Annotated in this window: 18 protein-coding genes and 2 pseudogenes; 4 read left to right on the forward strand and 16 right to left on the reverse strand. The window is 72.7% G+C overall.

Annotated elements, in window-relative coordinates:
* Positions 1-18 precede the first annotated feature (18 nt).
* From EAO71_RS04795 to EAO71_RS04855, 13 genes and pseudogenes are all read right to left on the reverse strand, one after another.
* Positions 19-664 (reverse strand): annotated as a pseudogene (locus tag EAO71_RS04795) (squalene--hopene cyclase); the annotation flags it as partial.
* A 104-nt stretch (positions 665-768) separates the two neighbouring features.
* The gene (locus EAO71_RS04800; protein ID WP_147976516.1) at positions 769-1,869 is read right to left on the reverse strand and encodes a polyprenyl synthetase family protein; all 1,101 of its coding nucleotides are present in this window, start codon (positions 1,867-1,869) and stop codon (positions 769-771) included.
* Positions 1,866-3,290, reverse strand: a complete 1,425-nt coding sequence (hpnE, locus tag EAO71_RS04805; RefSeq protein ID WP_147976517.1) for a hydroxysqualene dehydroxylase HpnE — start codon at positions 3,288-3,290, stop codon at positions 1,866-1,868. The genes EAO71_RS04800 and hpnE overlap by 4 nt, the downstream gene beginning before the upstream one ends.
* 82 nt (positions 3,291-3,372) lie before the next feature.
* Positions 3,373-4,323, reverse strand: coding sequence for a presqualene diphosphate synthase HpnD (gene hpnD, locus EAO71_RS04810; protein ID WP_187282561.1), 951 nt, complete (start codon positions 4,321-4,323; stop codon positions 3,373-3,375).
* Positions 4,320-5,258, reverse strand: coding sequence for a squalene synthase HpnC (gene hpnC, locus EAO71_RS04815; RefSeq protein ID WP_147976519.1), 939 nt, complete (start codon positions 5,256-5,258; stop codon positions 4,320-4,322). Before hpnC ends, hpnD begins: the two co-directional genes overlap by 4 nt.
* Before the next feature lie 298 nt (positions 5,259-5,556).
* Entirely contained in the window at positions 5,557-6,249 is a 693-nt protein-coding gene (locus EAO71_RS04820) for a TetR/AcrR family transcriptional regulator (protein ID WP_147976520.1), read from the reverse strand.
* A gap of 151 nt (positions 6,250-6,400) precedes the next feature.
* Positions 6,401-7,198 (reverse strand): ABC transporter ATP-binding protein, encoded by a 798-nt coding sequence (locus tag EAO71_RS04825; protein WP_147976521.1) that lies wholly within the window; start codon positions 7,196-7,198, stop codon positions 6,401-6,403.
* On the reverse strand, positions 7,191-8,120 hold the full coding sequence (locus tag EAO71_RS04830; RefSeq protein ID WP_147976522.1) for an ABC transporter permease: 930 nt from the start codon (positions 8,118-8,120) through the stop codon (positions 7,191-7,193). Before EAO71_RS04830 ends, EAO71_RS04825 begins: the two co-directional genes overlap by 8 nt.
* A 49-nt stretch (positions 8,121-8,169) precedes the next feature.
* A complete protein-coding gene (locus tag EAO71_RS04835; RefSeq protein ID WP_147976653.1) occupies positions 8,170-9,048 on the reverse strand; it encodes a glycosyltransferase family 2 protein in 879 nt (292 codons plus the stop codon).
* A gap of 20 nt (positions 9,049-9,068) precedes the next feature.
* Positions 9,069-9,848: a CDP-alcohol phosphatidyltransferase family protein gene (locus EAO71_RS04840; RefSeq protein WP_147976523.1), complete on the reverse strand. Its 780-nt coding sequence runs from the start codon at positions 9,846-9,848 to the stop codon at positions 9,069-9,071.
* Positions 9,826-10,887: an iron-containing alcohol dehydrogenase family protein gene (locus EAO71_RS04845; protein ID WP_147976524.1), complete on the reverse strand. Its 1,062-nt coding sequence runs from the start codon at positions 10,885-10,887 to the stop codon at positions 9,826-9,828. Before EAO71_RS04845 ends, EAO71_RS04840 begins: the two co-directional genes overlap by 23 nt.
* Entirely contained in the window at positions 10,875-11,612 is a 738-nt protein-coding gene (locus EAO71_RS04850) for a phosphocholine cytidylyltransferase family protein (protein WP_147976525.1), read from the reverse strand. The genes EAO71_RS04845 and EAO71_RS04850 overlap by 13 nt, the downstream gene beginning before the upstream one ends.
* Entirely contained in the window at positions 11,609-13,429 is a 1,821-nt protein-coding gene (locus EAO71_RS04855) for a DUF5941 domain-containing protein (RefSeq protein WP_147976654.1), read from the reverse strand. Before EAO71_RS04855 ends, EAO71_RS04850 begins: the two co-directional genes overlap by 4 nt.
* A 432-nt stretch (positions 13,430-13,861) precedes the next feature.
* Between EAO71_RS04855 and EAO71_RS04860 the strand changes: the two genes are divergently transcribed.
* From EAO71_RS04860 to idi, 3 genes are all read left to right on the forward strand, one after another.
* Positions 13,862-14,803, forward strand: coding sequence for a cation diffusion facilitator family transporter (locus tag EAO71_RS04860; RefSeq protein WP_147976526.1), 942 nt, complete (start codon positions 13,862-13,864; stop codon positions 14,801-14,803).
* Positions 14,804-15,018: 215 nt separating this feature from the next.
* Entirely contained in the window at positions 15,019-16,266 is a 1,248-nt protein-coding gene (locus EAO71_RS04865) for a bifunctional class I SAM-dependent methyltransferase/N-acetyltransferase (protein WP_147976527.1), read from the forward strand.
* Between the two features lie 142 nt (positions 16,267-16,408).
* Positions 16,409-17,032, forward strand: a complete 624-nt coding sequence (gene idi, locus EAO71_RS04870; RefSeq protein WP_147976528.1) for an isopentenyl-diphosphate Delta-isomerase — start codon at positions 16,409-16,411, stop codon at positions 17,030-17,032.
* A gap of 109 nt (positions 17,033-17,141) precedes the next feature.
* Here the strand turns inward: idi and EAO71_RS04875 are convergent.
* Both EAO71_RS04875 and EAO71_RS04880 read right to left on the reverse strand, forming a co-directional pair.
* A pseudogene (locus EAO71_RS04875) lies at positions 17,142-17,630 on the reverse strand (ATP-binding protein); the annotation flags it as partial.
* 95 nt (positions 17,631-17,725) lie between these two features.
* The gene (locus EAO71_RS04880; protein ID WP_147976530.1) at positions 17,726-18,373 is read right to left on the reverse strand and encodes an HdeD family acid-resistance protein; all 648 of its coding nucleotides are present in this window, start codon (positions 18,371-18,373) and stop codon (positions 17,726-17,728) included.
* Positions 18,374-18,438: 65 nt separating this feature from the next.
* Between EAO71_RS04880 and EAO71_RS04885 the strand changes: the two genes are divergently transcribed.
* The gene (locus tag EAO71_RS04885; RefSeq protein WP_147976531.1) at positions 18,439-19,182 is read left to right on the forward strand and encodes an enoyl-CoA hydratase/isomerase family protein; all 744 of its coding nucleotides are present in this window, start codon (positions 18,439-18,441) and stop codon (positions 19,180-19,182) included.
* Between the two features lie 138 nt (positions 19,183-19,320).
* Here the strand turns inward: EAO71_RS04885 and EAO71_RS04890 are convergent, their stop codons facing one another.
* The gene (locus EAO71_RS04890; RefSeq protein WP_147976532.1) at positions 19,321-19,965 is read right to left on the reverse strand and encodes a DJ-1/PfpI family protein; all 645 of its coding nucleotides are present in this window, start codon (positions 19,963-19,965) and stop codon (positions 19,321-19,323) included.
* Positions 19,966-20,039: the final 74 nt, after the last annotated feature.

Here is a 20,039-nt window from a genome sequence, read left to right on the forward strand (position 1 = left end):
TGGCCACGATCGCCCTCGCCGACGCGGGCCGCACCGGCCGCTTGGCGGAGACCACCGTGAGCGGCACGATGGTCTGCCGGGCCCAGCAGCCGAAGTCGTAGATGTTGAGCGGGAACCACTTCGGCAGGTAGATCAGCTCGGGCGGCAGCTCGGGCAGGTCCTCCCAGTTCCACCAGCCGAACAGGGCGAGCCAGATCCGGGTGAAGACCCGGGCGGCGGCGATCCCGCCCCGTTCGCGGACCCAGGCGGAGGCGCGCGCCATGTGCGGGGCGTCGGGGAGGTCCCCGGCGAGCCGCAGCGCGACGTAGGCCTCGATGGTGGCGGAGAGCTCGCCGGGCCCGCCGTGGAACGTGGACCAGGTGCCGTCCTCGTGCTGCCGCCCGCGGATGTGCAGGGCGGCGGCGCGGGTGGTCTCGGCGTCGAGGATGCCCAGGAACTGGCGGAGCAGCAGGTCCTCGGCGTCCATGGTGACGTTGGTCTCCAGGTCGCCCTTCCACCAGCCCTCGGCGTCCTGACGGTCGAGCAGGTGTGCGATGGAGCGCTCAGCTGCCCGTGCCGCGGCCTCGTCGAGGCCGCCCCGCACGGGCGCGGTACCGGATGTTTCGCTGGCCGAGGCTGCCCGGGGGCCCACGGCCCCGGCGCTTCCGTCGGTCGTCGCTGTCATGGCTTCCCCTTCGTGCAGTCGGATTCTGCTTCTTCGGGTCTGCCGTCGGCCGGCGCCGGGTGGCGCCGGCCGGCGACTGCGAACTCATATCAGGGTGATGGTGATCATCTCTTCCGTACGACGACGAAGTCGGCGAGTGCGGTGAGCTGGGCCCTGACCCGTTCGGGCATGTCCACCTCGTGCAGCGCGCCGACGGCCACGGCGTGCTGGCGGCGGGCCTCCTGGGAGGTCCACTCCCGGCCGCCCGCCTCCTCGATGAGCGCCGCCCGGGTGGCGAACTCCTCCTCGGAGAAGGAGTCGAAGTCGTTGCTCTTGGCGTCGGCGGCGAGCAGTTCGCCCAGCCGCTCGGAGGCCGGTCCGCCCGCGGCGAGGGCGGCGACGACCGGCAGGGACTTCTTGCGCTGGCGCAGGTCGCTCCAGGTCTGCTTGCCGGTGGACTCCGGGTCGCCCCAGATGCCGAGCAGGTCGTCGACGGCCTGGAAGGCGAGGCCGAGGTGGTAGCCGTACTCCTCCAGCTTGTCCGCCGTGCGGTCGTCGGCGCCGCCGAGGACCGCACCGATGGAGACCGCGCAGGCGAGCAGGGCGCCCGTCTTGTTGCCCTCCATCTCCAGGCACTCCTCGACGGTGACCCGCTCGCGGTGCTCGTAGGAGATGTCCTGGGCCTGGCCGTCGATCAGCTTGCGGGTGGCGGTGGTCAGGCGGCGGGTGGCGCGGCCGGCCTCGACGGTGCCGAGTTCGAGGAGCAGCTCGTTGGCCAGCGCGAACAGGGCGTCGCCGACCAGGATCGCCTGGGCGGGGCCGTGCACCTTCCAGACCGTGTCGCGGTGGCGGCGCTGCTCGTCGCCGTCCATCAGGTCGTCGTGCAGCAGCGAGAAGTTGTGGACGAGTTCCACGGCGACCGCGCCGGGGACGCCGACCTCGGGGGCCGCACCGGCCGCCTCGGCGGAGAGCAGCGCGAGCGCCGGGCGGACGGCCTTGCCGCCGTCGCCGTCGGCCGGGTTGCCGTGGGCGTCGATCCAGCCGAAGTGGTAGGCGGCCACGGTGTCCATCGGGGGTGCGAGCCGGTCGACGGCCGCCCGCAGCACAGGGGTGGACAGGGTCCGTCCCCGCTCCAGCAGGGCGGTCACGTCCTCGGTGTCGACGACCGGATTCACCGGGGGCACGGTCGGCACGGTTTCTCCTCTTGTTCCAGTACTCACACTCATACCGCCTCCTGCAGCGGGTGTTCATGGCGGCGGCCGAGGGCGGAGAGCGCGGCGCCCGCGGCGCTGAAACCGCTGCGGACGGCGCCCTCCATGGTCGCGGGCCAGCCGGTGGCGGTCCACGCGCCGGCCAGGTACAGGCCGGGAGCGTGGGTGCGGGCGCCGGGACGGAGCCGGCCGACGCCCGGGGTGGGGGCGAACGTGGCCGTGCGCTCCCGGGTGACGAAGAAGTCGCGGATGCCGGCGCCGCGGGCGGCGGGCAGCAGGCGCTCCAGTTCCGGGAGGTACCGGGCGCGCAGGTCGGCGACCGGCAGGTCGATGTCGTCCTGGGCGGCGGACTGCGAGACGGCGAGGTACTGGCCGCCGCCCTTCAGCCCGGAGGAGTCCGTGCGGTCGAAGACCCACTGGACCGGGGTGCCGAGCGCGGCGAAGAAGGGCTGCCGGAGCACCTTGCGGTCGTAGACGACGTGCACGTTGAGGATGGGCGCGGTGCCGATGTCGAGCAGCCGGTCGGGATCGTCGAGCGCGCCCTCGGGCATCAGGTCGCGGGTCTCGCGCTGGGGTACGGCGAGGACGACGGCGTCGGCCTCGATCCGCTCCCCCGGCACCTCGACGGTCCAGCGCCCGGACGCGCCCCGGGTGATGCGCTGGGCCTTGGTGCGCAGGGCGGTGCGCACGCCGAGGGAGTCGAGGGCCTTTCCGGCCAGGGTGTCGTGGAGCTCGCCGAGGGGGACGTGGGCCCATCCGATGTCGGCGGCGCCGGGCTCGGAGAGCAGTCCGGTCTTGAAGACCATGGCGGCCAGGCCCATCGAGGCGTGCGGGGCGGTGGCGTTGAGGGTGGCCACGCCGACCAGGTCCCAGAGCGCCTCGATGGTGCGGGCGGACTGGCCGTGCCGGCCGAGCCAGGTCGCGAAGTCGATGCCGTCGAGGGCGGGGTCGGCGGGGTCGAGCGACTTCAGTGCGAGGGCGGCGCGGCCGACGCTCGCGCGTTCGGCGAGCGAGAGGTGCGGATACGTGGCGAGGCTGGCGGCAAGGTGGAGCGGCACGGGCAGGCCGCTGCGGCGCAGCCGTCCGAGCCGGGGTCCCCAGGGATGGGCGACGTCCAGGACGGGGACGTCCAGGCGCCGCTGCAGCGGCGCCAGCGCGGCGCCCTCGACACGGTCGAGGAACCAGCGGTAGGCGGTGCAGCACCGCAGGTAGACGTGCTGGCCGTTGTCGACGGTCAGTTCGCCGCGGCGGAAGGAGAAGGCGAGCCCGCCCAGCCGGGGGCGGCCTTCGAGGAGGGTGACCCGCACGCCGCTGTCGGCGAGCTGGAGGGCGGCGGTGATGCCGGCGAGTCCGCCGCCGACGACGACGGCGTGCGGCGGGAGGCCGGTGTCGGTCCGCGCGGTCGCGGGGCGGCGGGCGCCGTCGTCGTCGGTCATGCCGCCTCCCCTCGGGCCGTCGCAGTCAGGGACGCCGCCGAGCGCTCCGGGGTTGCGTGGTCGCCGTGCGTGTGCGGGCGCATCAGGCACGCCTCCTGACGGCGCGCCGGGAGACGTGGCGGGTGTCGAGACCGGACAGGCCGCGGACGGCGACGTACGCCTTCTCGCGGCCGGGCAGCGAGACCCGCCCGCGCAGGACGGCCTCGGGGTCGCGCTCGATCCGGTCGAGCAGCCGCCGGTAGATGCCGGCCATGGCGGCGACGCAGGCGCCGCTGCGCCGGTCGAGCATGGGCAGGAGCCGGTACCCCTCGGCGAACAGGGCCCGTGCGCGGCGGACTTCGAAGTGGACGAGGCCGGCGAAGTCGGCGCCGGCGGGCGGGGTGTCGCTGCGGAAGCCCTCGCCGCAGCCGAACTTGGCGAGGTCGTCGGCGGGCAGGTAGGTGCGCCCGTTGCCGGCGTCCTCCCGCACGTCCCGCAGGATGTTGGTGAGCTGGAGCGCGAGGCCCAGGGTGTCGGCGTACTCGGCGGCCCGCTCCACGCCCTGGGCGCCCGGCTGGGTGCCGAAGACGCCGAGGGAGAGCCGGCCGATGGCGCCGGCGACGCACCGGCAGTAGACCTTCAGGTCGTCCCAGGTCTCGTACGTCTCGCCGCGCACGTCCATGAGGACGCCGTCGATCAGTTCGTCGAGTCCGTCGAGCGGGATCGGGAAGCGGCGCGAGGCGTCGGAGAGGGCCACCGCCACGGGGTCGGTGTCGTCCTCGTCGACGTCGCCCTTGCGGATCCGCTCCAGCAGGGCGCGGGTCCCTTCGAGGCGGTCCTGCTTGACCTCGGGCGCGAGGCCGCCGTCACCGATGTCGTCGACCCGCCGGGAGAACGCGTACAGCGCCGACATGGCCTGCCGCTTCTCCACCGGCAGCAGTCGGATCCCGTAGGCGAAGTTGCGGGCCTGCTGTCCGGTGACGGCCTCGCAGTAGCTGTACGCGGCCTGTACCGGCGCCGACGCCTGCGTCTGTCCCTCCACGGTCCGGCTCACCCCTCTCTCCGCGCCGCGAGCAGGACCGTTCCGGCTCGGCGCATCAGACTCGGTTTGGTGGGCTTGGGAGGACGCGCCAGCACGTCGAATCCGGCGGCGGCGATCGCGTCGAGAGCCGCGTGCCCGCCGGCCGCGAACCCCGCGAGCAGCAGGCGCAGCCTGCCGTGGACGCTGCCCACCAGCGGCGTGCCGTCCTCCAGCAGCGCGCGGGCGCGCTCGGCCTCGAAGGCGATCAGGGCCCGCACCGACGCGCCGGCGGTGGGCCGGGCGAGGTCGTCCTCGGTGACGTGGAAGCGCTTCAGGTCCTCGGCGGGCAGGTAGATCCGGTCCCGACCGAGGTCCTCGGCGACGTCCTGGAGGTGCTCGACGATCTGCAGGGCGGTGCAGATCGCGTCGGAGCGGCGGATCCGCTCGGGGGTGGCGGTGCCGGTGACGCCCAGGACGATCCGGCCGACGGGGTTCGCGGAGAGCTCGCAGTAGGCGAGGAGGTCGTCGTACGTCTCGTAGCGGCGCACCAGCTGGTCCTGGCGGTTCGCGGCGATCAGGCCGAGGAACGGCTCGGGGGTGAGGCCGCGGCGCCGTACGGTCGGCCGGAGGGCCCGCATGAGCGGGTGACGGGGCGTGGGGTCGAGCACGCCGGAACCGCCGGGGGTGGCGAAGACACGCTGCAGGTCGGCCTCGAGGGCGTCCAGCATCACGACGCGGTCCTCGGCGTCCTCGGGCGCGACGCCGAGCAGGCGGGCGTCGGCGCCGCCGGGCGCGAGGTCGCCGTCGCCGATGTCGTCGACGAGGCGGGCGTAGCCGTAGGCCGCCATGAGGTCGTCGCGCCAGGCGCGCGGCAGGAAGAAGGGAGCCACGGGGAAGTTCTCGTCCGCGGCCTTGTCGAGCGTGGAGCGCGGGGTGGCGTCGGGGCGCGCCTGCCGGATTCGCGTCACCGGGCGCTGCCCGACGCGGGGACGGCGACACCCTCGTGGAGCTGGAGATTTCGCGTCATGGCCGTCACATCTCCTGTTCTACACTGCCGATCCAATCCATCCTATTTCGGACACGCCACCGGTCCTCCCCGGAGGGATCACCGCCTGACGGCCGGGATGCCTAGGGAGTATCGCCCCACTTGCCACGAATCAGCACCGGTACAGCTTACGTTGTACAACGCCCAGTGCCGCGTCGGGGTGCTGGGCTCATTGCGAAAACATCACCCGTCGCGCCAACCTTCCCGCAGGGCACGGGAGTTCACGCATCCGAGACCTTGGCGCGGGTGTCCCGCGCGGCGCGGCCGACCCGCGCGCCGGAGACGACCATGGCGAGCGTGCTCTCGACCACGTCCTCCCGGCGCTGCGCGGGAAGCCGCCGCAACGGCCCTTCGAGCAGGAGGAGTGACAGCCCGTGCACGGCCGAACACGCGGCGGCCTCGGCGGCGGTCCGGCAGGCGGGCAGCACGCGGCGGGCCCGGGCCAGGGCCGCGAGCGCGTCCGTGAGCAGCGTGAACGCGCGGATCTCCGGTTCCGGCCGGGTCGCCCGCCCGCCCGGGTTCCACTCCTCGCCGCAGGCGGGCCGGGGAGTGCAGAACGCCGCCCGGAAGAGGCCGGAGTGGTCCAGGGCGAAACCCACGTAGGCGCGGCCGAGGGCGGCGAGCCGCAGCTCGGCCGCCATGGCGGGGTCGTCGGCGCCCGGGGCGCCGTCGGCGGCCCGCTCCATGGCCTCGGCGAGCTCCCGCTGGGCGTGGGCCTTGACGGCCGCGAGCAGCTCGCCCTGGCCGTCGAAGTGCCGGTAGGCGGCGGTGGGCGAGACGCAGACGCGACGGGCGGCCTCCCGCAGCACGACCCGTTCGGGGCCGCCCTCGCGGGCGAGGTCGACGGCGGCGCAGATCAGCGCGTTGCGCAGGTCGCCGTGGTGGTAGGACTTTCCCCCCGAGATCGCTGCCATGGGCTCATCCTGCCCGATGTTGACCGCATGAACATTCCGGGCGGGGCCGCGACGCGCCCGGAACCGGACACCCCCCGCCGGCAGGGCCGACGGGGGGTGTCCGAGGGTGTACGTGACCGGTTCCCGGGCGGGGCCGGACTGCGGCCGGGTCCTACTTCCCGGTCTCGCGCTCGTAGGCCCGCAGGACCTCTTCGGTCGGGCCGTCCATCAGCAGCTCGCCCTTCTCCAGCCACAGCACGCGGTCGCAGGTGTCCCTGATCGACTTGTTGCTGTGACTGACCAGGAAGACCGTGCCGGCCTCCTTGCGGAGCTCGCGGATGCGCTCCTCGGAGCGGATCTGGAAGGCGCGGTCACCGGTCGCCAGCGCCTCGTCGATCATCAGGACGTCGTGGTTCTTGGCCGCGGCGATGGCGAAGCGGAGCCGGGCGCCCATGCCGGAGGAGTACGTCCTCATCGGCAGGCTGATGAAGTCGCCCTTCTCGTTGATGCCCGAGAAGTCGACGATCTGCTGGTAGCGCTTGCGGATCTCCTCCCGGCTCATGCCCATGGCGAGTCCGCCGAGTATCACGTTCCGCTCGCCGGTCAGGTCGTTCATCAGCGCCGCGTTGACGCCGAGGAGCGAGGGCTGGCCGTCGGTGTAGACCTTCCCGTGCTCGGTGGGGAGCAGGCCGGCGATGGCGCGCAGCAGCGTCGACTTGCCCGAACCGTTGGTGCCGATGAGGCCGATGGCCTCGCCGCGGTAGGCGGTGAAGGAGACCCCGCGCACGGCGTGGACCTTGCGGACACCGCGCGAGGCGGTCTGGCCGCCTCCCTTGCGGCGGCCGACGATCCGGCTCAGTGCGGCCGTGGCGCTGCCCCTGCCGCCACCGCCGCCGTTGACCCGGTAGACGATGTGGACGTCGTCCGCGATGACCGTGGGGATGCGCTCCCCGGTGCCGTTGTCAGCCACGGCCGTACCTCTCTTCGGCCTTCCAGAAGTAGACGAAGCCGGCGAGCCCGACGAGCGCGGCCCAGGCGAGCGCCGCGATCCAGACGTGCGGCGGCAGGTTCGCGGCGCCGTAGCCGTCGATCAGGGCGAACCGGATCAGGTCCATGTAGATGGCAGCCGGGTTGTACATGAGGACGTCGGCGATCCAGGCCGGCTTGTCCGCGAGCATCACCGGGATGGAGAACATCACGCCCGAGCCGTACATCCAGGTGCGCATGATGAACGGCATCAGCTGGGCGAGGTCCGGCGTCTTGCTGCCCAGCCGCGCCATGATCAGGGCGAGGCCCACGTTGAAGACGAACTGCAGCGCCAGCGCGGGCAGCATGAGCAGCCAGCTGAGCGAGGGGTAGCTGCCGAAGGCGACGGCGATCGCGATCAGCACGACCATCGAGAACAGCAGCTGCTGGAGCTGCTGGAGCGCGAAGGAGATCGGCAGCGAGGCCCGGGGGAAGTGCAGGGCCCGCACCAGACCGATGTTGCCGGCGATCGCCCGGACGCCCGCCATCACCGAGCTCTGGGTGAAGGTGAACACGAACACGCCGGTGACCAGGAACGGGATGTACACCTCCCGCGACATGCCCCGGTCGGCGTTGAGGATCAGCCCGAAGATCAGGAAGTAGACCAGCGCGTTGAGGAGCGGGGTCACGACCTGCCACAGCTGCCCGAGCTTGGCCTGGCTGTACTGCGCGGTGAGCTTCGCCTGGGAGAAGGCCAGGATGAAGTGGCGCCGCCCCCACAGCTGGCGGATGTACTCCAGGAGCCCCGGGCGGGCACCGCTGACAGCCAGGCCGTACTTCGCGGCCAGCGCGGCCGGGGTCAGGCCGTCGTCAGCGGACGGCGGGGCGCTCGTCGCGACCGCGCCGTCGTGGGTTGTGTCACTCACAAGTCGAAACTTTCGTATTCAAGATGCGCGGCAAGTCGGGGGCACGCCGTCAGACGACGGGCGGGCGTCCCAGTCGGGTCAGCCGCCACACCGTACGCCACTTCATGGGACGGCGCGGTCCGCAGGGAGCGGTCCAGCCCTCCCGGAACCCGCCGAACCATGCCTTGAGGGCGGGAACGGAGGGCCGCCGTGCCAGCGTGAGGAGCAGCCAGACGCCGAGGTAGACCGGCACCAGGGGTGCGGGCAGATTGCGGCGAGCCAGCCACACTCGATTGCGCGCCACGTTGTAGTGGTAGGTCGCGTGCCGGGACGGCGGAGTGGTGGGGTGGAGCAGCACCATGTCGGAACGGTAGTCGATCATCCAGTCGGCGTCGAGGGCCCGCCAGGCGAGATCCGTCTCCTCATGGGCGTAGAAGAACGCGGCCGGCAGGCCGCCGACCTCGGTGAAGACCTTGCTGCGGACGGCGTTCGCGCCGCCGAGGAAGGTGGTCACGCGCGAGGAGCGCATCGGGTCGGCGGCGCGCAGCCGCGGCACGTGGCGGCGCTGGGTCAGACCGGTCTCCGGATCCGCGATCCGGAAGCTGATGATGCCGAGCCGCGGGTCGGCGGTGAACGCCTGGCGGACCAGCTCCCCGGTGTCGGCGTGGGCCAGCAGGCCGTCGTCGTCCAGGAAGAGCAGGGCGTCCACGGGGCCGCACGGGCCACCGGGGCCGAAGGCCTCGATGCCGACGTTGCGGCCGCCGGGGATGCCGAGGTTCTCGGGCAGGTCGATGGTGTGGACCCCGTCCGGCACGCCGGTGACGGGGGCGCCGTTGCCGACCACCACGGTCTCGATCGGGTCGCCGTCCTGCTTGGCGACCGAGTCGAGGAGCGCGCGCAGGTCGTCGGGCCGGTTGCCCATGGTGATGATGACGGCGCCCAGCTTCATCGGCGTACTCACGCGGGTCCTCACTTCAGCCGGCTCGACGCCAGGATCGACACGAGATGCAGCACGGTCTGGAGCAGCGCGATGCCGGCCAGCACGGCGACTCCGAGCCGCGTGAAGAACAGGTCGCCGCGCATCTGGTCCGCGACCGCCAGGACCAGGATCAGCAGGGAGGCCTCGACGCCGAGCACCAGGCGGTGGAACTTCAGGGCGGCGGCGGCCTTGCGGGCCAGCGCCATGCCGGACGAGCGCGGCTCGGACGCCGCCTCCTTGACCGGCGGCAGCCCGCCCTGGTGCCGGGCCACGCCGACCAGGTCCGTCTCGGCCTTGATCAGGATGGCGCCGAGTGCGGCCAGGGTGCCGAGGAAGGCCCACAGCCAGTCGATCCGTCCCGTGCCCCACAGGTCGGAGGCGCGCAGGCCGAGGCCGACCAGGACCGCGGCGTCGCACAGGTAGGCGCCGACCCGGTCCAGGTACACGCCGCCGAGCGAGAACTGCTGCTTCCAGCGGGCGATCTCACCGTCGACGCAGTCGAGCAGGAGGTACAGCTGGACCATCAGCACGCCGAGCACGGCGCCCCAGATGCCCGGCACGAGCAGCGCCGGGCAGGCGAGGACGCCGAACAGGGTCATCAGGTAGGTCAGCTGGTTGGGCGTGACCCGGGTGTTCACCAGGTGGCGGTCGATGCGCAGCGAGATCTCGCGCATGTAGAGGCGGCCGGCCCAGTGCTCACCGCTCCGCCGGTCCTTCACGCCGGGAGGGTGAACGACCGGGCGGAGCTCAACTACCGATGGCTTTTGCATAGTCGGCGTACGCGTCCCTGATCTGGTCGTCGGACAGGTCGAGGTGTTCGAGGATGGTGAAGCGGCCCGGCCGGGTCTGCGGGGCGAAGGACACCGCCTGGACGAACTCGTCCACGCTGAAGCCCATCTCCTCCGGCAGGACCGGGAGCCCGTGCCGGCGCAGCGTCTCGACGATCCGCAGCGAGCCGTCCGCGGCACCGCGCAGGTGCATCGCGAAGGCCGCGCCCAGACCGCACTGCTCGCCGTGGCTGGCCGCCCGCTGGGGGAAGAGCAGGTCGAAGGCGTGGCTGATCTCGTGGCAGGCGCCCGAGGAGGGGCGCGTGTCGCCGCTGATCGACATGGCGATGCCGGACATGACCAGGCCCTCGGAGAGGGTGACGAGGAAGTCGTCGTCGCCCACGCCGCCGGGGTGGCGGAGCACGGCCTCGCCGGCGCTGCGGGCCATGGCCGCGGCCAGGCCGTCGACCGGCTCGCCCGTCTCGCGGTGGGAGAGCTCCCAGTCCGCGATGGCGGAGAGGTTGGAGACCGCGTCCCCGATGCCGGAGCGCACGAAGCGCGCCGGGGCGTCCCTGATCACGTCGAGGTCGATGACCAGCGCGATCGGGGTGGGCACACCGTAGGAGCCGCGCCCGTTGTCGTTGTCCAGGGTGGAGACCGGCGAGCAGATGCCGTCGTGCGACAGGTTCGTGGCGATGGCGACCAGCGGCAGCCCGACCCGGGCGGCCGCGTACTTGGAGACATCGATGATCTTGCCGCCGCCGAGGGCCACCACGGCGTCGTACCGCTTGCCGCGCATGGCGTCGGCGAGCTTCACGGCCGCGTCGATGGTGCCGCCCTCGACCGGGTACCAGTCCGCGCCGGGGAGCTCCGGGGCGAACCGGTCACGCAGCTTCAGGCCGGAGCCGCCGCTGATCGCGACGGCGATCCGGCCGTTGCTGGAGATCCGCTGGTCCGCCAGGAGCGCGGACAGGTCGTCCAGCGCTCCCCGGCGGATGTCGACGACGACCGGCGACGGAATGAGCCGGGTCAGTACTGGCACGCGATGTCACGGCCCTTCGCCAGGTCGTCGTGGTTGTCGATCTCGACCCACTTGACGTCGCCGATGGGCGCCACGTCGACGGTGAAGCCGCGGTTCACGAGCTCCTGGTAGCCGTCCTCGTAGTAGAGGTCGGGGTCGCGCTCGAAGGTGGCCTTCAGGGCGTCGGCGAGCTCCTCGGCGGCCTCGGGCTCGATGAGGGTGACACCGATGTACTCGCCGGTCGCGGTGGCCGGGTCCATCAGCTTGGTGATCTTCTGGACGCCCTTCCCCTCGGCGGTGATGACCTTCATCTCCTCGTCGGCGAGGTTCTTCACCGTGTCGAGGGCGAGGATGATCTTCTGGCCGTCGCCGCGGGCGGCGAGCAGGGTCTTCTCGACGGAGACCGGGTGCACGGTGTCGCCGTTGGCGAGGATGACGCCCTTCTTCAGGACCTCACGGGCGCACCACAGGGAGTAGGCGTTGTTCCACTCCTCGGCCTTGTCGTTGTCGATCAGCGTGATGCTGACGCCGTAGGCGGCCTCCAGGGCCTCCTTGCGGGCGTAGACGGCCTCCTTGCGGTAGCCGACGACGATGGCGACGTCGGTGAGACCGACCTCGGCGAAGTTCTTCAGAGTCAGGTCGAGGACGGTGGTGTCACCGTCGACAGGCACGAGGGCCTTCGGGAGCGTGTCGGTGTAGGGGCGCAGACGCCGTCCGGCACCGGCAGCCAGAACAAGGCCAATCATGCTGTTTCTCCTTCGTCATGTACGGCAGGTGCTCCGGAGGACACCCAGAAGCGGATGGATTCCACGAGCACCACGAGCGCGACGGCGACCGCGAGGGCGGTGAGCGCCAGGGTGAAGTCGTTGCCACGGCTCGCCAGCAGGGCGGCGAGGACGGTCACCGCGAGCGTGCGGCCCTCGTGACCGCCGATGGTGCGCACCAGCCAGGCGGGCGGCGCGCCGGTGCCGCCGCGGATGCGGTACACCGTGTCGTAGTGATGGTAGGCGACGGCCGCGACCAGCCCGAATGCGGCGGGAAGCGCCCCGTCGGCGTCCGCCTTGACGGCCAGGACGAGGACGGTGGTGTACTCCGCGGCCCGGAAGACCGGGGGGACGAGCCAGTCGAGGGCGCCCTTGAGCGGGCGGGCGACGGCCAGGCCGGCGGTCACGACGTAGATCGCCGCGACGGCGATGAGGCGCGCGTCGCCGAAGGGCACGAAGACCGCGCCGGCGATCATGAGCACGGCGCCCAGCACGGCGACGTAGAGCGGTCCGACGGCCCCGGTCCGGCCGCGCAGCAGCCGGGCCAGGAGCTCGGCGAGCGGGCCGGAGTCGGCGAGGTCGGCGAGCGCGCGGGCGGCCCGGTCGGTCCGCTTCGCCTTGCGGGTCAGGGACCGCAGTACGCGTCCCGCGGTGGTGTAGAGGGCGCCGAAGGCGCAGCCGACGAGGAGCGCGTAGAACACGATCCGCGGGGTGGTGAGCGCGGTGAGGACCGCGATCATCGCCCAGCGCTCGCCGATCGGCAGGATGATCATCCTGCGGAGCCAGACGGTCCAGCCGACGCCGTCGAGCCGGCTGGAGAGGGCCGCGGTGGGGCTGGTGTTGGCCGTGGCGTCGTGGTTGGCCTCGTTGAACGAGAAGTCGACGACGTGCCGGCAGGTCATCAGGACCATCGAGCCGAGCGCGAGGGCCCAGACGTCGTCCCCGTCCCGGGCCGCGCCGAGGGCGAGCCCCGCGTAGAAGGCGTACTCCTTGGCGCGGTCGAAGGTGGCGTCGAGCCAGGCGCCCATCGTCGAGTACTGCAGGGAGTAGCGGGCCAGCTGCCCGTCGGTGCAGTCCAGGACGAAGGAGACGAGGAGCAGGACGCCCGCGGCGACGTAGCCGGCGCGCTCTCCGGTCGCGGCGCAGCCGGCCGCGACGAGCGCGGTGAGCAGCGAGGCGGTGGTCACCTGGTTGGGGGTGAGCCCGCGCCGTGCGCACCAGCGGGCGATGTAGCGGGAGTAGGGGCTGATGCAGAAGGTGGTGAAGAAGCCGTCGTGGGCCTTCACGGCGGAGCGCAGGCGGACGGCCTCGTCGTCGACGGCCGCGACGGCGGCGCGGGCCGCGTGGGCGGCCTCGGCGTCGGCCGGGACGGCGGCGACGAGGGTGCCGAGCTGCGGCCGGTGCACGGCGACGCCGTCGGCGTCGAGGGCGTCGGCCAGGGCGTCGGGCAGGTTCTCGGCCGCCGGTGCGGTGGTGGTGCCGTCCGTGCCTCGCACCCCGACGGGGGCGCCGGTCAGGGCGCGGGCCAGCGCGGGGCGGGCCTCGCTCTGCGCGGTGAGGGCGCCGGGCGTAGCCGCGACGGGGAAGCGGGGGTCGGTGAGGGCCAGCCGCAGCGCGTGGAGGTGTCCGACGAACCGGGGGTCGACGACGGCGACCCGCTCGCCGGCCGGTACGGCGGCGAGCAGCGTGCCCGTCTCGTGCGGACCGGAGGCGACCCTGACGTCGAAGCCGAGCGACCTCAGATCGCCGTCGAGCGACGATCCGGGTACCGGCGGACCGGTGAGGATGGCGGTCGACAGGACGAACTCACTCCTTGGAGCTGACGGGCGGGCCCTCGGGGCCCGGGGGCACGGCCTCGGGCACGGCGATCCGGCCCGGCACGGGGCGGCGGCACGTCGGCTGAGGCTATCGGATGAACGAAAGCGCGAGTTCACCGAGGCTTTGCGGGGAGGACTCCCCCGGGTGCCCCCGCGCCCTGTGCGCGGGTGCGCCTCTCCGCACGGCGATCATCATGGGCGATCGGCGCCCCGGCCCACAAACCGCGCCCCCGGCGCTCGCGCGCGGACCGGCGCGGGAGCCGCCGAAACGATCGCCCCACTTCCCTGACCTGCGGGCATCACCGCAGGTCAGGGCATATGACAACGGTGTTCAATGCCGTGTTGCGGATACCCCTACCCCGTAGTTCACTTGCCAGTCGGGGCACGGAGACGACACGACCGGGAGGCCTTGTCATGGGGGCTGGACACGACCACGGACATCACCACGGAGGACCGCCGCCCACCGGCACGGCCGCCGCGGCCCACAAGGGGCGGCTGCGCATCGCGCTCGGCATCACGCTCTCCGTGATGGTGGTCGAGATCATCGGCGGCGTCGTGGCCGACTCGCTGGCGCTGATCGCCGACGCGGCCCACATGGCCACCGACGCGGTCGGGCTGGCGCTGGCGCTGCTCGCCATCCACTTCGCCAACCGGCCGCCGTCGGCGAACCGCACCTTCGGTTTCGCCCGGGCCGAGATCCTCGCCGCCCTCGCCAACTGCCTGCTGCTGCTGGTCGTCGGCGGCTACGTGCTGTACGAGGCGGTCCAGCGGTTCCTCGAGCCGGTGGAGACCCGGGGCGGTCTGACGATCGCCTTCGCCCTCATCGGCCTGGTCGCCAACATGGTCTCGCTCTCCCTGCTGGTGCGGGGACAGAAGGACAGCCTGAACGTGCGCGGCGCGTACCTGGAGGTGCTCGCGGACGCGCTCGGCTCGGTGACGGTGCTGATCTCGGCGAGCATCATCCTGGCCACGGGGTGGACGTACGCGGACCCGATCGCGTCGATCGCCATCGGCCTGATGATCGTGCCGCGGACGGTGAAGCTGCTGCGCGAGACGCTGGACGTGCTGCTGGAGTCGGCCCCGAAGGGCGTCGACATGGCGGAGGTGCGGGCGCACATCCTGGCGCTCCCGGGCGTCGAGGACGTGCACGACCTGCACGCCTGGACGATCACCTCCGGGATGCCGGTGCTCTCCGCGCACGTGGTGGTGGACCAGGCCGCCCTGGACGCGGTGGGGCACGAGAAGATGCTGCACGACCTGCAGGGATGCCTCGGGTCGCACTTCGACGTGGACCACTGCACCTTCCAGCTGGAGCCGGCCGGGCACGCGGCGCACGAGGCGAAGCTCTGCCTGTGAACGCCCCTTTCCCGCCACGAGGGCTCTGTTAGTCTCCTCACACGAACGTGAGGTGGAGAGGAGCTGAGGTTGATGACCGTCGCGATGGAGGCTGCCCAGTGCGGCAGCGCCCGGTCCGGCTTCAGCCTCCGGGTCTCCGGCTGACCTGATCCCGGTTCTCCGAACCGGTCCTCAGCACGTCGGCCGGGGCCCTCTCACACACAAGGGTTCCCACGTTGTCCGACAACGCGCTTCACGACGCCTTCTTCGCCCTGCACCACGGTCTCCCGCGGCAGGGTCCGGGCTCCGACAGCACCACCCGCCGCCTGCTCGCGCTCGCCGGCCCGCTCCCCGAGCGGCCGCGCGTGCTCGATCTGGGCTGCGGTCCCGGCCGCTCCGCGCTGTTCCTGGCCGCCGAGGCCGGGGCCGAGGTGACGGCGGTCGACCTGCACCGGCCGTTCCTCGACGAACTGACGGATGCCGCCGAGGCCCGCGGGCTCGGCGACCGCGTCCGCACGCTCCACGCCGACATGGGCGCGCTCCCGTTCCCCGACGGGTCCTTCGACCTGGTCTGGGCCGAGAGCTCGGCCTACGTCATCGGCTTCGACACCGCCCTCGCCTCCTGGCGGCGGCTGCTCGCGCCCGGCGGCTCACTCGTGCTCACCGAGTGCGAGTGGTCGGTCGAGGAGCCGAGCGCGGAGGCCCGCGCCTTCTGGGAGCAGCACTACCGCCTCCGTACCACCGCGGGGAACACCGCGGCCGCGGTGGCGGCCGGGTACCACGTCCTCGGGGTCGTCCCGCAGCCCGAGAGCGACTGGGCCGAGTACTACGGGCCGCTCGCCGAGCGGGCCGACGCCGCCGACCCGGCCGCTCCGGGGATGGCCGAGGCGCTCGCCGCGACCCGCGCGGAGCTCGCCATGCGCCGCGACCACGGAGGCGAGTACGGCTACACCGGCTACGTCCTGCGGCCCGCGGACACCCGGTGGCGCACGCGGGAGGAGACGGCGGCCGACGTGCCCGCCGTACGGGAGATCAACGCGGCGGCCTTCGCGACCGCGGAGGAGGCCGCGCTGGTCGACGCCCTGCGCGCGGACGGCGAGGCCTGGCTGCCGGGCCTGTCGTACGTCGCGGAGGCGCCGGACGGCACGGTCGCGGCCTATGCCCTGATCACCCGGTGCCGGGTCGGGGACACCCCGGTGGCGGCCCTGGCGCCGGTCGCCGTGGCGCCCGCGCACCAGCGCGGGGGCGCCGGTCAGGCCGTCGTCCGGGCGGTGCTCGACGCGGCGCGGCTGCGGGGCGAGCGGCTCGTCCTCGTGCTCGGCCATCCGGAGTACTACCCCCGGTTCGGCTTCGTACGGGCGTCCGAGTACGGGATCAAGCCAGGTTTCGAGGTGCCCGATGCGGCCATGATGGCGCTCGCGCTCGACCCGTCCGGTGCCGTACCCGCGGGGACGATCCACTATCCGGCGGCATTCGGCGTGTGACACATCTCCCGCTCCCGCCGCACCGGGTGTACTCCGGTGTGGTGGGAGCGGTGGTGTCCGGCCGCCGAAGTACGGACAAGCCGCTTTTGTACGGCAGACTGAGGGCGCCCCACCGGGCCGAGGACCGAAGCGAAGGATGGGTATGCCGACCACACCAGCGACCGCGGCGAAGAGCTCGCCGAACGGAGTCTCGTCGAACGCAGCGTCCGTGGGCGGCGCCCAGGCGTCGATCATGCTGGAGCTGGTCGACGAGGACGGCAACACCATCGGCACGGCCGAGAAGCTCGCCGCCCACCAGGCACCGGGCCGGCTGCACCGGGCCTTCTCCGTCTTCCTCTTCGACGAGTCCGGGCGGCTGCTTCTCCAGCGCCGGGCGCTGGGCAAGTACCACTCCCCCGGCGTCTGGTCGAACACCTGCTGCGGACACCCGTACCCGGGTGAGGCGCCGTTCGCGGCCGCCGCCCGTCGCACCTTCGAGGAGCTGGGCGTCTCGCCCTCGCTGCTCGCCGAGGCGGGCACCGTCCGCTACAACCACCCGGACCCGGCCTCGGGCCTGGTGGAGCAGGAGTACAACCACCTGTTCGTCGGGCTGGTGCAGGCCGAACCGCGGCCGGACCCGGAGGAGATCGGGGAGACCGCCTTCGTGACCGCCGAGGAGCTGGCCGAGCGCCACGCGTCCGCGCCGTTCTCCGCCTGGTTCATGACGGTGCTGGACGCGGCGCGCCCGGCGGTCAAGGAGCTGACGGGTCAGGCCGGGGGCTGGTGAAGCCGGGCGGAACGTTTCCGGGAACGGGTCCCGGGCCGGGCGCCGGTACGGCCCCGTGCACCGGGACCGTGCCGGCGAGCGGCAGTATCTCCGGCGCCGGCGCGGAGCCGGCCGGCGCGGCCAGGGGCAGCGCGGCCCAGATGATCTTGCCACCGCTCGCGGTGTGCTCGACGTCGCAGGCCCCACCCGCCTCCAGTGCGATCTCCCGCACCAGGAGCAGGCCGCGGCCGCCCGTCTGACCCCAGTCCGCCTCCAGCGCCTTGGGCCGGTAGGGGTGGTTGTCCTCGACGGACACCCTGATCCACTCCGCGCCGATCGCCACCTCCACCGCGACCTCCGGGGAGAGCAGCGCCGCGTGCTTGACGGCGTTGGTGACCAGCTCCGAGATGATCAGGAGCAGGCCCTGCGCGGTGTCCTCGTCGATGGGTACGCTCTGACGGACCAGCAGGTCGCGCACCGCGTGCCGGGCCTGCGGGACGGAGACGTCGACCGCGGGAGCGGTGAAGCGCCAGACCCCTTCGTAGGACGGAGGCCGGGCGGGAACGCTTCCGCGGCTCCCCGTCGTCCGACTCCCACCCTCGTGCTCGATTGTCGCCACGAGGTCGAGTCTTGGGAACATAGAGGTCCGGACCGGCGTACTGACCAGAAGTCGACACTTATCGACCATCTTCTGATCGAGTGAGTATGCCAAAGTCAGTTTTTTGACTGCTCCTGATGTTCTTCTGACGCCTTCGGAGGGGTCTCTCCAGCAGGGGTCACCGGGGTGACCATATCGACGATCCGCCGGCCCCCCACCCCGATCGCGATCAGGCCCAGTCCGTCGAAGAGCAGCGCCAGGGAGAAGAACACCCCGAGGACGTAGCGGCTGCTGTCGGGCCAGTCGAAGAGGACGAGCAGCCCGAGCAGCAGGCCGAAGGCGCCCTGCAGGAGGGTCCAGCCGAACTGCGGCCCGCGCACCACCACGCTGCCCACCAGCCGGAAGACCCCGCCGGTCAGGAAGAGGAGCGCGGCGAACATGGTCAACGCCTCGGCGGTGCCCTCCGGGTGGCGGATGACGACCACACCGGCCGCGATGTTCAGCGCCGCCACCACGACGGCGAGCCAGAAGTAGCCGGTGCCGCGCGACTCGATGGCGTGCAGCAGGCCCACGACGCCGCCGATGAGCAGCAGCCAGCCGAACAGGAGCATCGAGGTCAGCGTGGCCAGCCCCGTGTAGACCAGGCCGACGATCCCGCCGATGACGAGCAGGACACCGAGGAAGGCGAGCCGGCTGAAGCTGCGGTTCAGCTTCTTTCCCTCGCGTACGGGATCGTGGTCGGGGCCGTACGGTTCCTGGACCATGCGCTCCTCCTCGTCGCACCCCCTTCCTGATCGTACGGACGAGGTGCCCGGATAGCATCCGGCGCATGGAGCCGCAGTTGAAGCAGAGCGTCGCCGACGGGATCGCCACCGTCGTCATCTCGAACCCCGCGAAGCGGAACGCGATGACGGCGGCGATGTGGCGGGCGCTGCCCGGGCTGCTCGCCCCCCTCGCCGCCGACCGCGCCGTCCGCGCGCTGGTCCTGACCGGCGAGGGCGGCACCTTCTGCGCCGGCGCGGACATCTCGACCCTCCGGGAGCCGGGCGACGAGCAGCAGGCGCTCGCGGTCCGGGCCGAGGAGGCGCTCGCGGCCTTCCCCAAGCCGACGCTCGCCGCGGTCCGCGGCTACTGCGTGGGCGGCGGAAGCCAGCTCGCCGCGGCCTGCGACCTGCGCTTCGCCGAGGAGGGCGCGCGGTTCGGCGTCACCCCTTCGAAGCTCGGCATCGTCTACCCGGCCTCCTCCACCCGGCGCCTGGCCGCGCTCGTCGGACCGTCCGCCACGAAGCACCTGCTCTTCTCCGGCGAGCTGATCGACACGGAGCGGGCCCTGCGGACCGGCCTCGTCGACGAGGTCCTGCCGGAGGGCGAACTGGACAAGCGGGTGGTCGAGTTCACCCGCGTCCTGGTCTCGCGCTCGCTGCTCACCCAGGCGGCGGCGAAGGAGTTCGCGAACGGCCGCACGGACCGGGACGCGCACTGGGCGGAGCAGGCGCGCGGCAGCGGCGACACCGCCGAGGGCATCGCCGCCTTCCTGGAACGCCGCGCCCCCCGCTTCACCTACGGCGTCTGATCCGGCCGCTCGCCTCGGGGCGCGTTCACCGGTCGCCGAACCAGCTCGCCCGAGCCGCCTCCGGACCGGCTGCGGGCTCCCGGTCCTCCAGGGGACGGGAGAACTCCCACCGGTAGCCCGCCCCGTGGCGGCGCCGGGTCAGCCCTCCTGGACGAGGACCTTCTCGGCCTGGCCGCGCCAGTGGGCGACGATCTCGGCCGGGGCCTTCTCGGGCGAACCGGCGTCGTACGGCGGCTGCGGGTCGTACTCGGTCAGCAGCTGCACGGTCTGCGCCGTCGCGTCGCCGGCGATCCGGCCGAGCAGGTGCAGGGCCATGTCGATGCCGGAGGAGACGCCGGCGGCGGTCACGTACTTGCCGTCGAAGACGACACGCTCGCCGGTGGGCTCGGCGCCGAGGGGCACGAGTTCGTCGAGCGCGAGCCAGTGCGCCGTCGCCCGGCGGCCGGACAGCAGTCCCGCGCCGCCGAGGATCAGCGAGCCGGTGCAGACCGAGGTGGTCCAGGTGCTGGTGGCGTCGGCGGTACGGAGCCAGGCGAGGATCTCCGGGTCGTGCATCGCCTCGCGTGAGCCCGGCCCGCCGGGCACCAGCAGGATGTCCGGACCGGGGACGTCGGCCAGGGCCCGGTCGGCGTGCAGGGCGAGCGTCCCCTGGTCGTTGCGGACCGGACCGGCCTCCTTGGCGACGAAGACGGTCTCGGACCCGGGGAGCCGGGCGAGGAGTTCGTAGGGGCCGACGGCGTCGAGGGACGTGAACCGGTCGTAGAGCAGGACGGCGATCTGCATGGAGCTGCCTTTCGGGCTCGGGATTCCGGGACTTCGGGACTTCGGGACGTCGGGACGTCGGGACGGGAGGACGG

Origin of the sequence: Streptomyces sp. MS191, from assembly GCF_008042125.1 — a bacterium.
Classification (GTDB): domain Bacteria; phylum Actinomycetota; class Actinomycetes; order Streptomycetales; family Streptomycetaceae; genus Streptomyces.